At 40.9% G+C, this 15453-nt stretch carries 12 protein-coding genes; 8 read left to right on the top strand and 4 right to left on the bottom strand.

Translation table 11 applies throughout. From position 1 onward, the window contains the following. The first annotated feature begins 404 nt into the window (after positions 1-404). The 8 genes from pbpC (at position 405) to HMPREF1528_RS06125 (ending at position 9434) form a co-directional block, all read left to right on the top strand. Positions 405-2771, top strand: coding sequence for a penicillin-binding protein 1C (pbpC, locus tag HMPREF1528_RS06160; RefSeq protein WP_016479062.1), 2367 nt, complete (start codon positions 405-407; stop codon positions 2769-2771). A gap of 690 nt (positions 2772-3461) precedes the next feature. After that, on the top strand, positions 3462-4046 hold the full coding sequence (gene ruvA, locus HMPREF1528_RS06155; protein WP_016479061.1) for a Holliday junction branch migration protein RuvA: 585 nt from the start codon (positions 3462-3464) through the stop codon (positions 4044-4046). A 70-nt stretch (positions 4047-4116) separates the two neighbouring features. After that, positions 4117-4608, top strand: coding sequence for an LptE family protein (locus HMPREF1528_RS06150; RefSeq protein WP_009419020.1), 492 nt, complete (start codon positions 4117-4119; stop codon positions 4606-4608). Between the two features lie 26 nt (positions 4609-4634). After that, positions 4635-5471, top strand: a complete 837-nt coding sequence (locus HMPREF1528_RS06145; protein WP_002673420.1) for a hypothetical protein — start codon at positions 4635-4637, stop codon at positions 5469-5471. Between the two features lie 11 nt (positions 5472-5482). Then, on the top strand, positions 5483-5860 hold the full coding sequence (gene secG / locus HMPREF1528_RS06140) for a preprotein translocase subunit SecG (protein ID WP_002673422.1): 378 nt from the start codon (positions 5483-5485) through the stop codon (positions 5858-5860). A 205-nt stretch (positions 5861-6065) separates the two neighbouring features. Beyond that, on the top strand, positions 6066-6344 hold the full coding sequence (gene groES / locus HMPREF1528_RS06135; protein ID WP_002673428.1) for a co-chaperone GroES: 279 nt from the start codon (positions 6066-6068) through the stop codon (positions 6342-6344). Between the two features lie 24 nt (positions 6345-6368). Further along, entirely contained in the window at positions 6369-8003 is a 1635-nt protein-coding gene (gene groL / locus HMPREF1528_RS06130) for a chaperonin GroEL (protein WP_009418123.1), read from the top strand. Positions 8004-8270: 267 nt separating this feature from the next. Next, on the top strand, positions 8271-9434 hold the full coding sequence (locus HMPREF1528_RS06125; protein ID WP_016479060.1) for an OmpA family protein: 1164 nt from the start codon (positions 8271-8273) through the stop codon (positions 9432-9434). A 709-nt stretch (positions 9435-10143) separates the two neighbouring features. Here HMPREF1528_RS06125 and HMPREF1528_RS06120 read toward each other — a convergent pair. The 4 genes from HMPREF1528_RS06120 to HMPREF1528_RS06105 all read right to left on the bottom strand — a co-directional run bounded on the left by HMPREF1528_RS06120 (position 10144) and on the right by HMPREF1528_RS06105 (position 15440). After that, positions 10144-13302 carry an efflux RND transporter permease subunit gene (locus tag HMPREF1528_RS06120; protein WP_016479059.1) on the bottom strand — a complete coding sequence of 1053 codons (3159 nt, stop codon included), beginning with the start codon at positions 13300-13302 and terminating at the stop codon, positions 10144-10146. 21 nt (positions 13303-13323) lie between these two features. Further along, complete coding sequence (locus HMPREF1528_RS06115; RefSeq protein ID WP_016479058.1) at positions 13324-14073, bottom strand: SDR family oxidoreductase; 750 nt, start codon at positions 14071-14073, stop codon at positions 13324-13326. 181 nt (positions 14074-14254) lie between these two features. Next, positions 14255-14689, bottom strand: a complete 435-nt coding sequence (locus HMPREF1528_RS06110) for a DUF4268 domain-containing protein (protein WP_016479057.1) — start codon at positions 14687-14689, stop codon at positions 14255-14257. Between the two features lie 4 nt (positions 14690-14693). Continuing rightward, positions 14694-15440, bottom strand: a complete 747-nt coding sequence (locus tag HMPREF1528_RS06105) for a hypothetical protein (protein ID WP_016479056.1) — start codon at positions 15438-15440, stop codon at positions 14694-14696. Positions 15441-15453: the final 13 nt, after the last annotated feature.

Genomic DNA, 15453 nt, shown 5'->3' with positions numbered 1-15453 from the left:
CAAATTTATTAACAATCTTAAAATTTTAACATTTCTTATTTTATAACCTATTAATTACCAATCGAAAATATTTTTGCTAAAAAACATACTTTTTTGCAAAAAACATAAATAAAACGAAAATACAGGTGTACCTCTAAGGAATTTCTTTAATCTTTTTTAAGAGAACAACACTCTTTCCTTTTAAAAGAGAATAGTTTCTGTTTATAAATAAATGTAAAAATAAAGAAGTAAAGAGTGTTAAAAGTTTAATAACTTAGAAAATTAACCGTTAGTGATTAGCGGTTAGATAGGAGAATATCATAAGAATCGGTTCTTTCTGCTCCTCTTGACTTTCCTGGTGATTGACAACTAAAAACTTTTTCTTATATTTGCGCGATTTTCTGAAAGTCTTTTTAGTAGTCTTTATGAACACCACACTTGTTACCCGTTACTTGTCTCCTCTTATCTCTTATATCCGCCACCACCCTATCAAAACAGCGATAGCAGTGCTATGCTTTGTGTGGTATGCTTTCTGCCTGCCTCGTCAGCTCTTCCCACAACCTTATGCCACGGTGTTGGAAAGCAACGAGGGTAAATTACTTGGGGCTAAGATTGCGGACGACGGACAATGGCGCTTCCCTGAAGTAGACAGTGTGCCCTACCGCTTTAAAATGTCGGTATTGCAGTTCGAAGATGCTCATTTTTATTACCATTGGGGGGTAAATCCCATATCGGTAGTCAAGGCTCTCTATCGCAATGTGAGCAGTGGTAAAGTACAGCGCGGCGGTAGTACGCTCACCCAGCAGGTGATACGCATCGCTCGTGAGCACCAACAGCGCACTTATTTCGAGAAACTTATTGAAATGATATGGGCTACCCGGTTGGAGTTCCGTTATTCTAAGGAGAGTATTCTCAAGCTCTACGCCTCTCACGCTCCCTTTGGTGGCAATGTTGTGGGACTCGATATGGCAGCCTGGCGTTACTTTGGTGTCGCTCCTCATCAGCTCTCGTGGGCACAATCGGCTACGCTGGCAGTCCTTCCTAATGCACCCAGCCTTATCTTTCCTGGTAAGAACCAAGAACGTCTCTTGCAGAAACGCAATGCGTTGCTTTACAAACTCCTCCTTAAAAATATCATCGATAAAGAAACATACGATTTGGCACTTCTCGAACCTCTTCCTGCTGAACCTCACCCTATTCCACAACTCGCACCTCACTTGCTTATTTTTGCTTCTAAAACCCAAGAAGGTGAGCGCATTAGCTCTACGGTGTCGCTAAACTTGCAAGAGAAAGTAAACAGCCTTGTAGCAGGGTATTACACCCACTACTCGCAATCCGAAATCTATAATATGGCAGCTTTGGTGGTAGAAGTGAAAACACGAAAAGTGCTCGCTTACGTAGGCAATACCCCTACCGATACCGATCATCAAAAAGATGTGGATATCGTGCACGCACCTCGCAGTACGGGCAGTGTGCTAAAACCTTTTCTCTATGCAGCAATGTTGCACGAGGGAGAACTCCTCCCCACCCAGTTAGTACCCGATGTTCCTACTCAAATAGGAGGCTATTCACCTCAGAATTTTAGCAATAGTTTTGAAGGTGCTGTCTCTGCCGATATGGCTTTAGCCAAATCGCTAAACATTCCATTTGTATGGCTCTTAAAGCAGTTTACTACCTATCGTTTCTACGATGTGTTACAACACTTGCAACTGAAAAACATCAACCGCCACCCCGACCATTATGGTCTTTCCATTATCCTCGGAGGTGCCGAGAGCAATCTGTGGGATTTGGCACAGGCGTATACCAATCTGGCTTCGGAAACGGAAGTCTTTGCGCGCACTCAGCACTATCGTACTAAGGAATTTCAGCACTTGCGTTATACCGATACTGCCCCCTTAGATTTCGGAAAAAACACTCGCGAACTACCTACACTCAGGGCGGGAGCGCTCTACAAGATGTTTAGTGCAATGAAGGAAGTGAACCGCCCTACCGATGATATAGCGTGGCGCTACTACGAGTCGTCGCGCAAGATAGCGTGGAAAACGGGTACCAGCTTTGGCAATAAAGATGCGTGGGCGATTGGTGCTACGCCTCAATATGTGGTGGCTGTGTGGGTAGGCAATGCCACAGGCGAAGGACGTCCCACCCTCACAGGGGCTACCTACGCCGCTCCGGTAATGTTCAGTATCTTCAACGCCCTCCCTCCTACTTCGTGGTTTTCAGAACCCTTAGACGACCTGCGCGAGGTATCCGTCTGTGCCAATTCTGGTTTCCTTGCCAAACCCGAATGCCCTAAGCAAACAGTACTCAGCACTCTCGCTCCTAAGGAAGTGGGGCAATGTCCTTATCATAAGCTCGTACACCTCGACCGTGAGGAGCAGTACCAAGTAAACACCTCGTGCGAATCTCCACAAAACATTGTAAACAAAGCGTGGTTCGTGTTACCTCCCGTAATGGAATGGTATTACAAACAGCAACACATTCACTACAAGCCACTTCCCCCCCTACGTCCCGATTGCACACAAGGCAATCTGCAAAGGGGCTTGGATTTCGTTTACCCCAAACACCAAAGCGTACTCTACACCACTAAAACTTTTGGAGGCGAGCAACAACCCTTTACAGCAAAGGCTGCCAATCGCGAAGGCAAGGTTTTTTGGTATTTAGACGATGCTTTTCTCGGCACCACCGAAACCTTTCACGAAATGAATATCTTTGCCCCAAAAGGTAATCACACCCTGCGTATCATCAACGAAAAAGGCGAAGAAAGAGCCATTACCATCATATGCCGATAACCCAATTTATTTATTTGCTAATTTGTTAATTTATCAATTTACCAATTTATATCCGTCTTCCCCTTATTGCCTGTTGTCCTACGACCTTTGGCAAAGTTAAATACATTTAACCTTCCCGTCACTAATTCCCCCTTCGAAGATAACCAGCAACAGCTGGGTATGTGCACCGCGAGAGCGAAGTATATGAAAAGAGAATGTTTATACAACAATAATGACCGTCGCTTCTCCCCTATTGCCTAAGGCCTATGACCTAACACCTATTCCTTTTTCTTTCGCCTCGAAACCCTGTTTTTAATATTTTTAGCCTTGTTGTATTATATTATGAGTCAACTACTTATATACCCTTCCTATACCAATCGTCCAAGATTCGTATAAGCTTCCTATAAGCTCTCTATAAGCTACCCCCACCCTTCTTACACCCTTTTTTCATCAAAAATCCTACCTCCCCTCTTCCGAACTTCTCCGTTTTCTTCCGAACCCCTCAACCCTCTACATTTGCTAATCTGCTAATTTAACAGCCCGTGTGGCTCACACTGCCTGTGCGGCTCGCACCTTTGGCAAAGTTAATCTCTTCTAGTTCAAGCTTGTAACTAGCACCCCATTTGCTAATTTTCTAATTCTCTCATTTTCTAATTTGCTAATTCTCTAATTATTTGTACTTTTGCACTACTCAATCGACAAATTAAACTAATGATTACACAATTACAAGGAAAACTCGTAGAAAAGAACCCTACTCACGTAGTAATCGACTGCCACGGGGTGGGCTATTTCGTAAATATCAGTTTGAATACTTATTCAGCGCTACCCGAAGGCGAAGCCATTAAACTATACACCTATTTGCAAATAAAAGAAGATGCCCACACGCTCTATGGCTTCCTCACCAAAGCCGAACGCGAAGTGTTTGTATTGCTCCTTTCGGTATCGGGAGTAGGTGCTAGTACTGCCCGCACGATGCTCTCATCGCTCACCGCTGCACAAGTGCGCAATGCTATTATCAATGGCGAAGTAGCTACCATTCAAGCAGTAAAAGGTATAGGTGCTAAAACAGCCCAACGCGTAGTACTCGACCTCAAAGACAAGATGCTCAAGCTTCGAGACTTTGAAGAGGTGCCGATGAACACCGTAAGTACCCACAAAGAAGAAGCGCTTGCCGCCTTAGAAGTATTGGGCTTTATGCGCAAACAAGCCGAAAAAGTAGTCGATACCATTATCAAATCAAGCAACGAAGAGCTTTCAGTAGAAGAAATCATCAAGCAAGCCCTCAAACGCTTGTAAAAAAATTCATCATTCGTAATTTGTCATTCGTAATTATTTTCGTATCTTTGCCCGCTAATTGATTGGTAAAATGAAATATATCTTATATATACTCTTGGCTTTCACCGCTATAAGTTGTGGTATCTACAACTTTACAGGAGGAAGTACAGGCGATGCAAAGACTTTTCAAGTAAACTTCTTTCGCAACGATGCTCCCTTGGTAGAACCTGGCCTCGACCGCGATTTTACCATCGCCCTACAAGATTTGATTAACAACCAAACCAACCTCAGCCTTACCGATCGCAATGGCGACCTCGTGTACGAAGGCGAAATCGTAGAGTTTAACATTACCCCTATGACGGCTACCGCAGGACAAACCGCTGCCCAAAACCGTGTAACCATAGGCGTAAATGTGCGCTTTACTAATCATAAAGAAGATAAAAAAGACTTTGAAAAACGCTTTTCTTTTTACTATGATTATCCTGCTGCTACACAATTCAACTCGGTAAAAGGCGAAGCTATCCCACAGATATTCGAGCGTATCACCCAAGATATTTTCAACGCCTCATTAGCAGATTGGTAGCAATTAGGTAAAGATAAAAGGTAAGATTGACAGTAAAACAATTCATAGAGATTATTAGGCATCCCTACACTATTAACGATGATCAAGTATATGAACTCGACGAGATAGTGAAGGAATATCCTTATTTCCAAGCGGCAAGGGTGTTACAACTCAAAATATTGCATTCCGAAGAAAACTACAAGTACAACAAAGCCTTAAAACTCGCTGCGGTACACGTAACCGACCGCTCAGTATTGTTCGACTTTATCAATTCTAAAAGTATTATCCCTGATTTCTCAGCCCTGCGCCGTGATTTTGAACGTATTCGCAAAGCGAGAGAACGCAAAGAAGCCGAAGAAACTGAGAATACACCTCCTAAGGTAAGTTACATCGACCACGAACCACGCTTGTATCGCCCTAATGTACCCGAATCTATTTTCGAAGAACCTATTTTCCCCGAAGATTTGGTAAATCACCAAGAGTTAGCCGATGCTTTTGAACCAAAAACAGAGGAAAAACCTAAAACTGATACTGACAATATCTCTCAATGGTTAGAAAACATCTCCGATGACCATACCGAAGTATCTTATAAAGACGACAAGGTAGCCGAGAAGTTCAAACTCATTGATAAGTTTTTGGAGAACAATCCTAAGATTGAAGCCTCTAAAGACTATGTATCCAACGTAAATTTAGCCGATGATGTAAACTCAGACCCTAAACAATTAATGACCGAAACATTGGCACAAGTATATGTAAATCAGCGCAAATTTAAGCAAGCTATACAAGCGTATGAAATATTAATTTTGAAAAATCCAGAAAAAAGTGCTTACTTTGCAGCCCAAATAGAAAATATCAAAAAACTACAACAAAATAATTTATTTTAATTTATAGAGAAATGACTACATTCAACATCTTTTTAGTGCTTATCGTGGTAGTATGTTTGCTACTCGCTTTAGTAATTATGGTACAAAACCCTAAAGGAGGCGGACTCTCTTCTACTTTCGGTGGCAATACACAAGTAGTAGGTGGTGTGAAAAAAACAGGCGACTTCCTCGAACGCAGTACTTGGACGTTTGCTACTGCTTTAGGAGTGCTTATTCTTATCGCCAACACCTTACTACAAGGCAATACCGGTGTAAATGCCGATTCTAAACTGCTCGATGGCAATACCCCTACTGCCCCTGTAGAAAACCCTCTTAACCAACAAGCACCTGCCAACAATGCTACTCAAATGCCTGCTACTCCTGCCACATCTTCTAATACAGGTAACTAAACTGACAAAAAGTCAGTTTTTACAGATTGGCATACTTTCTGAAATATCCTCTTCGATTTTTTATAAAAGGAATTAAAATACTTGAATGAAAAGGTTAGATAACATCCCCACATCCCCCCCTTTCGAAGGGGGCGCGGGCGATGTAATTCCCTAACACCTAATTCCTATTTTCTAAACAAAAAAATAACTAAAAACTAAACAAATAATGGCAAAATTGAATATTAAACCTTTAGCTGATAGAGTAGTGATTGAGCCCGCAGTGGCCGAAACTACTACCGCATCAGGTATTATCATCCCTGATACTGCAAAAGAAAAACCTCAAAAAGGTACGGTTGTAGCCGTTGGAGCAGGTACTAAAGATAACCCTGTAACCCTAAAAGTAGGCGATACAGTACTCTATGGCAAATATGCCGGTACTGAACTAAAATTAGAAGGTAAAGACTACCTTATTATGCGTGAAAACGACGTATTAGCAGTTATCTAAACATAAAAACTAAAAACTAAAGAAATGGCAAAAGATATTAAATTTGATATAGACGCTCGCGAAGGTTTAAAACGTGGCGTTGATGCATTAGCAAATGCAGTAAAAGTAACATTAGGCCCTCGTGGTCGTAATGTGATTATTAGCAAATCATTTGGTTCACCACAAGTAACCAAAGACGGGGTAACCGTTGCTAAGGAAATAGAACTAGAAGACGCTCTCGAAAATATGGGCGCTCAAATGGTAAAAGAAGTAGCTTCTAAAACCAATGACCTCGCAGGCGACGGTACTACTACCGCTACTGTATTAGCACAAGCTATCGTAAAAGAAGGTCTTAAAAACGTAGCTTCTGGTGCTAACCCAATGGATTTAAAACGCGGTATTGATAAAGCCGTAGCAAAAATCGTAGAACACTTGGCTAAACAAGCTAAAGAAGTAGGCTCTTCTTCTGAAAAAATAAAACAAGTAGCCTCTATCTCTGCTAACAACGACGATACTATTGGCGAACTTATCGCTCAAGCATTCGAGAAAGTAGGTAAAGAAGGGGTTATCACCGTAGAAGAAGCAAAAGGTACAGATACTTACGTAGATGTAGTAGAAGGAATGCAGTTCGACCGCGGTTACCTCTCTCCTTACTTCGTAACCGATTCTGAAAAGATGGTTGCAGAACTCGACCACCCTTATATCTTGTTGTACGACAAGAAAATCTCTACTATGAAGGACTTGCTTCCTGTATTAGAGCCTGTAGCTCAATCTGGCAAACCTCTTTTGATTATCGCTGAAGATATCGATGGTGAAGCATTAGCTACCTTAGTAGTAAACAAATTGCGCGGTACCCTTCGCATCGCTGCTGTAAAAGCTCCTGGTTTTGGTGACCGTCGTAAAGCAATGCTCGAAGATATCGCTATCCTAACCGGTGGCACTGTAATTGCCGAAGAAAGAGGCTTTACTCTTGAAAACGCTACTATCGATATGCTTGGTACTGCCGAAAGAGTAAGTATCGACAAAGATAACACCACTATTGTAAATGGTGCTGGAAAATCTGATAATATCAAAGCGCGTGTAGCACAAATCAAAGCACAAATCGAAAACACCTCTTCTGATTATGACCGTGAAAAACTACAAGAGCGTTTAGCTAAACTCTCTGGTGGGGTAGCAGTGCTTTACATAGGTGCTGCTTCGGAAGTGGAAATGAAAGAGAAAAAAGACCGTGTAGATGATGCCCTTCACGCTACTCGTGCAGCTGTTGAAGAAGGTATCGTAGCAGGAGGTGGTATAGCGCTTATTCGTGCTAAAAATGTATTAGGAAAACTAAAACCTCTCAATGCCGACGAAGAAACAGGTATTAAAATTATCCTCAAAGCATTGGAAGCTCCTTTGCGCACTATCGTAGAAAACGCAGGGGTTGAAGGTTCTGTAATCGTAGCTCGTGTACTCGAGGCTTCAAGAGATGCTTACGGATACAATGCCAAAACAGGTACTTATACCGATATGTTTAAAGCAGGTATCATCGACCCTAAAAAGGTAACCCGTGTAGCCCTTGAAAATGCTGCCTCAGTAGCTGGTATGATTCTCACTACCGAATGTGCTTTGGTAGACATCAAAGACGATAAAGCAGCTGCAATGCCTCCAATGGGTGGTGGAATGCCAGGAATGATGTAATTGTAAATTCATAGCATTATTATCATATTTTATTAACACGAAAATCAGGGAGAGTTTACAATGAAACTCTCCCTGATTTTTTATACCCAAAAACTATATTAACTCTCTGAAATGTGAAAGAAATGCAAACAGTTTGTAAATGAAACGTTAAAAAAACAGGATAAAAATGCAAAAAGCACATATTTTATTACTAAAAATGATTGTACAAATAAAAAAGTCGTATATTTGCCCCGAATTTTAAAACACAAGTAATAAACATTTTTTTATATGAAAAAAACCTTATTAAGTATTGCAACTGTCGTTGCAGTGATAACAAGTGCTAACGCACAAGATATGCTAAGTAAGAGCAAATTTTTTGACAACTGGCAAGTAGGTGTTAAAGCTGGTGGTTTCTCAGATACTCACCGTGAAGCTTTCTTTAAAAACACCCGTGCCACTTTTGGAGCTGAGATTGGCAAACAAATCTCTCCTGCTTTCCGTTTAGGCGTTGAAGGTATGGCGTATGTACGTCCCGTAGCCCTTGACAATAATGTAGATGCAGGTAACTTTATAGACAATACCAATGTAAGCTTGGTAGGTACTGTAAACTTGAGCAACCTTATTGCTGGTTACAAAGGAACTCCTCGTTTCTTCGAAGTAGAAGGTTTTGCAGGAATTGGTTGGTTCCACAGATATGTACAAGACATCGCTCCTAACTATAGAGAAAACTACAGAAGCAACAGTATGTCTGCTCAGTTTGGTTCTAACTTATTGTTCAATTTAGGCGAAAGCAAAGCGTGGGGAGTTAAATTAAGTCCTGCTATTGTGTATGGCGTAGACGTTCCTACTGAAAAAAGTTCAGTAAACAGCTTAAACAGCTTAAACTCTTTCATTCAAGCTACTGTTGGTGTGGTTTACCGTTTCAAAGGAAGTAATGGTGCTCACCACTTCACTACAGCTACTCAAAATCCTGACAATAGCGCAGAATTGGGTAGACTTCGTGATGAGTTGAACAGCAAAAACAAGGAATTATCTGACTGCCAAAGACAAGTTAATAAATTGCAAGATGACTTAGAAGCAGCTCGCAACAAGAAACCAGAAGTAGTAGAAAAAGTAGTTACTAAAAACAAGAAAACTTTAGAATCAGTAGTTACTTTCCGCGTAGCTAAAACTACTATCGATGCTTCTCAGTTACCTAACGTAGAGCGTATCGCTTCTTACCTTAAAAAACACTCTGATGCTAAAGTAACTATCAAAGGTTATGCTTCACCAGAAGGAAACTTAGAAAAGAACAAACAATTGGCTGATGCTCGTGCAAAAGCTGTTAAAACATTGTTGGTTAATCGTTACAAAATCTCTTCTGACAGAATCGAAGCTGAAGGTAATGGTATCGGTGATATGTTCAGTGAACCAGATTGGAACCGTGTAAGTATCGCTACTATCGTAGAGTAATCAAATACCCTACAACATAAGAACTTACAAATAAAAATTAAGGAAAAGGCTATCCTAAATTAGGATAGCCTTTTTATTTTTCTATTACGTGGTGAGTTTGACTCGAATTAAAAGAGGCAAGGTCAATGCTGAAAAAATGTTAATCTCTTTTAAAACCCTGCAATTTTTTTAAAGTTTAGAAAGTAGAACACTTGATAGTATTTCGTGATGTCAAAAACATTAAAACATTATTCATCAGTAAAATATTAGAAAAACCTTTGTTATCTTTTAATTGAAGTTTAACCGAAGGTAGAGCGAAGCTAAGGCGAACCTAAGACGAAGGAAAAATGTTAGAATATTGGATATCAATAGGTAAAAAGCCCTTATAACTTTATTGAAGAAAAAGTGTTAAAATAGCGTTTTTGACAAATAAAAAACAATATTACTACTTTCTGAGTTCAGAATAAGAAAAACATCAGATAATTAAAAAAAATCCCACAGATTACACAGATTTCACAAATCTGCGAGGTTTATAGAACGGATTTAGTAGCTAAAGAAATGAGATTTATACGGACTGCGATACAAAAGTTATATCAATTTTACCAAAGTTGGAAACTTTGGCAAAGTATTGTACGCAAAAACGACCCAAAAATAATGTGCTAGTAATAGAAAATAAAAAGGCTGTCTGCTAAAAAGCAGATAGCCTTTTTTGTCGTAGCACAATAGGCTTTTAATATTCGCCAGTAGGCTCTACAAATACCTCTTCTTTTTCTTTATGACCACTAATACTCTCTTGTATCGCTTGGAAGAATACAAAGAATACCGGAATCACAACAAGTCCGAAAAAGGTGCCAATAAGCTGACCAATAGCAGCTCCCGTAGCTACTGAACGGTTTCCTGCTGCTCCTACGCCTGAGGCGAATACTAATGGCATCAAACCAACGATAAAGGCAAAGGAGGTCATTAAAATTGGGCGTAAACGTGCCATTGCGGCATTGATAGCTGCCTTAGATAGGCTTTCCCCCATACGACGGCGTTGCACAGCAAATTCTACAATCAAAATCGCATTTTTAGCTAAGAGACCCATTAGCATAATGAGGGAAATTTGGAAATAGATATTATTTTCTAATCCAAAAAGCCATTGTCCTAAATACGCTCCAAAGATACCAAAAGGCAATGAGAAGAGCACTGATAGTGGCAATAGGTAACTCTCATACTGTGCTGAAAGAATAAAATAAGTAAACACCAAGCTGAGCAAGAAGATGAGAATGGTTTGTGAGCCTGCATTCTGTTCTTCACGTGTCAAACCTGTATAGTCGATTCCATAATTATTATTGAGGGTTTGGGCAGCCACCTCTTGTACTGCTTTCAGAGCATCACCTGTACTATAGGCAGGATTGTTCTGAGCCGAAATAGACACCGAAGTAAAAAGGTTATAACGGCTGAGCGATTGCGGACCGAATGTACGTGTAAGAGTTACAAACTCGGTAATAGGTGCCATCGTTCCACTACCTGTTTTCACGAATAAGCTATTAAGGCTATTGAGGTCTTTACGCGCTTCGGGCAACGATTGTACCATTACACGGTATTGCTTTCCGTAAAGGGTAAAGTCAGTTGCATAGAAGCCCCCTATATAATTCTGTAAGGTCGATAGAATAGTGCTCACTGTAATACCCGACTGCATAGCGCGTTCTACATTAATATCCATTTGGTATTGTGGATAGTTCACATTGAAAGAGGTTTGGGCAAACTGTATCTCGGGACGTTGCATCAAAGCGCCCAAGAACTCTTGTGCATTCTTGTTCACCTCACTGATATCACTTCCGGATTTATCCAAGAGTACAAACGATACCCCACCTCCTACACCAAAACCAGGCACTGAAGGCGGTTGGAAGAAAATCACATTGGCATCTTTGATATTGGCTACTGCACGAAAGGCATTGTTGATAATCGACTGAATGTCTTGACCTGGGAGTTTAGAACGCTGTTCGAAAGGTTTCAGCTTGAAGAAGCCCATACCATTGTTACTACCTTCGCCCGAAATCATACCACGACCCGTTACAAAAGTAACATTTTCCACCCCTGGGATATTGGAAAGACTTTCGTTTACCTCACGCATAATATTGGCGACACGTTCCATAGAGGCACCAGGAATCATAGAAACATCCATCATCACAAACCCTTGGTCTTCACTGGGCACAAACCCCGATTTCATACTTTTATTGGTAAAATAGATACCACCTCCTGCCAAGAGTAAAAGCACTAAGGTTACCCATTTGTGGCGAAGAAAGAAAGTAAAAGTTTGTCCGTATTTATAAGTTGCTGCATTGAAAGCTACATTAAACTTGTGGAAGAACTTGCCAAACCACGATTTTTCTTCGTATTCTTTATCGCCGTGAGGTTTGAGGAAGAGCGAGCAAAGTACCGGACTGAGGGTGAGCGCATTGATTGCTGAAATCACGATTGCTACAATAAGGGTTACCCCAAACTGTTTGTAGAACACGCCCGTAGTACCACCCATAAAGGTTACCGGTACGAACACTGCTGCCATCACAAGGGTGATAGAGATAATCGCCCCTGTAATCTCGTTCATAGCTGAAATGGTAGCGGATTTAGCTTTCTCGTGAGTTTGTTCCATCTTGGCGTGTACTGCCTCGACGACCACAATGGCATCGTCCACCACTATACCGATAGCTAACACCAAGGCGAAAAGGGTAAGCATATTGACAGAATAACCAAAGAGGTTCAAGAAGAAGAAAGTACCCACGATAGACACTGGCACCGCAATAGCAGGAATGAGTGTAGAACGGAAGTCTTGCAAGAAGATATACACCACCAAGAACACCAAAAGGAAAGCCTCTAAAAGGGTAGACACCACCTTAGAAATGGCAGCATCTAAGAAAGTATTGGCGTTATAGTTGATAGTATAAGTAATCCCTTCGGGCAAAGAAGGTTTCAACTCGTCTAAGAGCTTTTCGATATTTTGGATAATCTCGTGAGCGTTAGAGCCTGGCGTTTGCGAAATACCCATTGCCACAGCAGGACGACCTTTGCTTTCTGAAAATCCTGTATATCCGAGCGCGTCGAGTTCTACCTTAGCTACATCTTTAAGACGGAGAATACGACCCCCATCTAACGCTTTGAGTACTATATTTTCATATTCCGATACTTGGGTGTATTTCCCCTTGTACTTAATCACATATTCATAGCTACTACCACTGTTTTGCCCCAAAGTACCCGCAGCCGCTTCTCTACTCTGAGCCGAAATTGCAGCAGTTACCTCAGTAGGATTAAGTCCATAAGCTTGAAGTTTTTGCGGATTTAACCAAATGCGCATAGAATAGGTTTTACCTCCAAAAGCACTGGCATCCCCTACCCCACTGATACGTTTGATTGCAGGAATCACATTGATGCTTAAGTAGTTTTGCAAGAACACATCGTCTAACTCTTTATTCTCAGAAAAGAAGGTAAGAAACATCAGGTTACCTGAGCTCTGTTTGCGTACCGTCACCCCCGATTGGGTTACCTCAGATGGCAAAATAGAGTTGGCACGCGACACTGCATTTTGTACGTTTACTGCCGCGATATCACCATCAGTGCCTTGTTTGAAATAGACAGTAATATTTGCTGAACCACTATTAGAAGCCGATGAGGTAATATAATCCATATTTTCCACCCCATTGATTTGTTCTTCCAGCGGAATCACCACCGCTTTAAGCACTGTTTCGGCATTAGCACCCGCATAGTTAGCCGATACCTGTACCGTTACAGGGGCAATGTCGGGGTATTGGGAAATAGGTAAGGATACAATCCCTAAAATCCCTAAAATTACTATCAGAATAGAAATTACCGTTGATAGTACCGGTCTGTTAATAAAGTTTTTTATCATAAGTTAGATGTTATACTTGAATTAAAATTCTTGTTTAGTAGGACGCAAAGTAATCTCATTGATAGCTACGTCCTCTGGTTGTTCAATAGCATATACAATAGCACGGGCAACTGAATCGGCAGGAATCTCATATTCCTTATAAAAAGCCTGAATGCCTGCACTAGCTTCGGGGTCGGAACTACCATACTTAAGTTCACTCTCCACTGCGCCTGGGTAAAGGGTAGTCACGCGAATGTTATCTTTAGCGGTTTCCATACGTAAACCTTCACTAATAGCTTTTACAGCAAACTTAGTACCACTGTACACCGTACCACGACCTGCCGCCACCTTCAAACCCGCTACTGAGGATAAGTTAATGATATGCCCACTATGTTGCTTCTGCATCGTTGGGAGTACTGCAGCAATACCGTAGAGAACTCCTTTGATATTGATATCAATCATTTTGTCCCATTCGTCTACTTTAAGCTTTTCGAGAGGAGCCTGTGCCATAAGTCCAGCATTGTTTACCAGCACATCTATACGACCGTAAGCTTTGAGCGTTTCTCGGGCAACACGTTCCAAGTCCTCACGTTTGGTAACATCACATACAATGGCAAGAGCCTTACCGCCTTGAGAGCCGATGCGTTTCACTAGCGATTCCAAGCGGTCTTTACGGCGCGCAACCGCTACGACTATAGCACCATACTGCGCTAAATAAAGGGCAGTAGCTTCGCCGAGCCCGCTACTGGCTCCTGTAATAATCACGACTTTATCTTTGATGTTTTCTTTCATAATTACCAATTTATTAGATATTAAATACAGAAAAGGAAGTGCTTTTATAGTAAAAAACACTTCCTCTTTGAGGGTGTTACCTTATTCTATGCAAAGGTAAGACAAAAAAGTTACGTGAGAATGAGGTTCGATGTTAATCTTTTCTTAAAGTTTCAAAGGATAATACAGGGGTAAGTAGTGCTTATTTTTCTTCTTGTATTATGTCTTTGTACTCTGCCCAAAAGACTTCAAACTGCAACATCGATTGATAGAGGAACTCCATCGCTGATTGCCAAGTAGCTTTGTTGTGAATGGTTACGTTTGGCAGTTCTACATACACACAGCTGATTTCTTTACCGTTGTTCAAGAGAAAGTGCTCTTCGAAAACAACGTCAGGGAGGTACTGTTCTTGCAGAATGGTTTTCAGCGACAACAATTTGTTGTAGTACAGACTACGTGTTGCCTCGTCAGGGTCTTCCACAGCGAGGAGCACCCGTGCTTTACAGGTGTCGAATGAAAACTTAAAGCTGAAATCCTTTATCTTGGTATCGTAAAGCGTCCATTTCCGAGGGAAGGATTTGCCAAAGGAAATCCAGAAGTCTTCGCGTAGTTTTTTTGCTTCAGCTTTGCTGTACAAGGGGTTAAGGTATGAATTGGATATTTGCTAAAAATGTATGACCTCTATCATCTATTTTTTTAAACAAAGTAAATTTATAGAATGTGGAGCCGTCCTTTTCAAGCACTCCAAATTCATTATTTTTTAAATCATAAGCTACAAATGTATTCGGGGTAAGAGTCGGTTTGATTTTATAATGCAATTCATTAGTCTTCTTATCATACAATTCGTATGAAAAATCTACTTTTTTAGCATATAAAAATTCTATATAGGGGTCTTCTTCTATTATTTGAGTATTGTTTTTTGCTATGGTAGTAGGTTGTGCAGGAGTAAGCGTTGCCATTGCCGTTTGAGTAGTAACAGGTGCTTTGTATTCCGACTTAAAAGTTGCTAAAGCATTCCCTTCAAAGGCATTGCGCAAGGCTTCTTGATACGACTTCTTGAACTCCTTTTCACGACTTTTACCTATCTCGGAAGTAAAGACGGTTTTATTAGCACAATCGGTGAGGATAAATTGCACCTTAGAGGTCATCATATTCGATTGGTTCTTTACATCGGCTCTCAAAGCATCGCAGGGGTTTTGGAGCAGTTCAGCGGGGGCTTCGCTCTCCATATATGCTTTAAAACCTTGTTTTTCCAGTAAAAACTTCGTAAGTGCATTCAGCTGGTACTGATTATCTTCCTTTTGGAAAGTATAACGGTTAGGCACAATCACAGTTTGTGCAACAAGAGTCAGTGGTAGTAATGCTACTAAAAATAATATCTTTTTCATTGGTTTCTAATAT

The organism is Capnocytophaga sp. oral taxon 336 str. F0502 (assembly GCF_000411575.1).
In the GTDB taxonomy this organism is placed as follows: Bacteria; Bacteroidota; Bacteroidia; order Flavobacteriales; family Flavobacteriaceae; genus Capnocytophaga; species Capnocytophaga ochracea.
The sequence above is the reverse complement of the archived record's forward strand: the minus strand, read 5'-3'. Positions and strand labels throughout refer to the sequence as shown.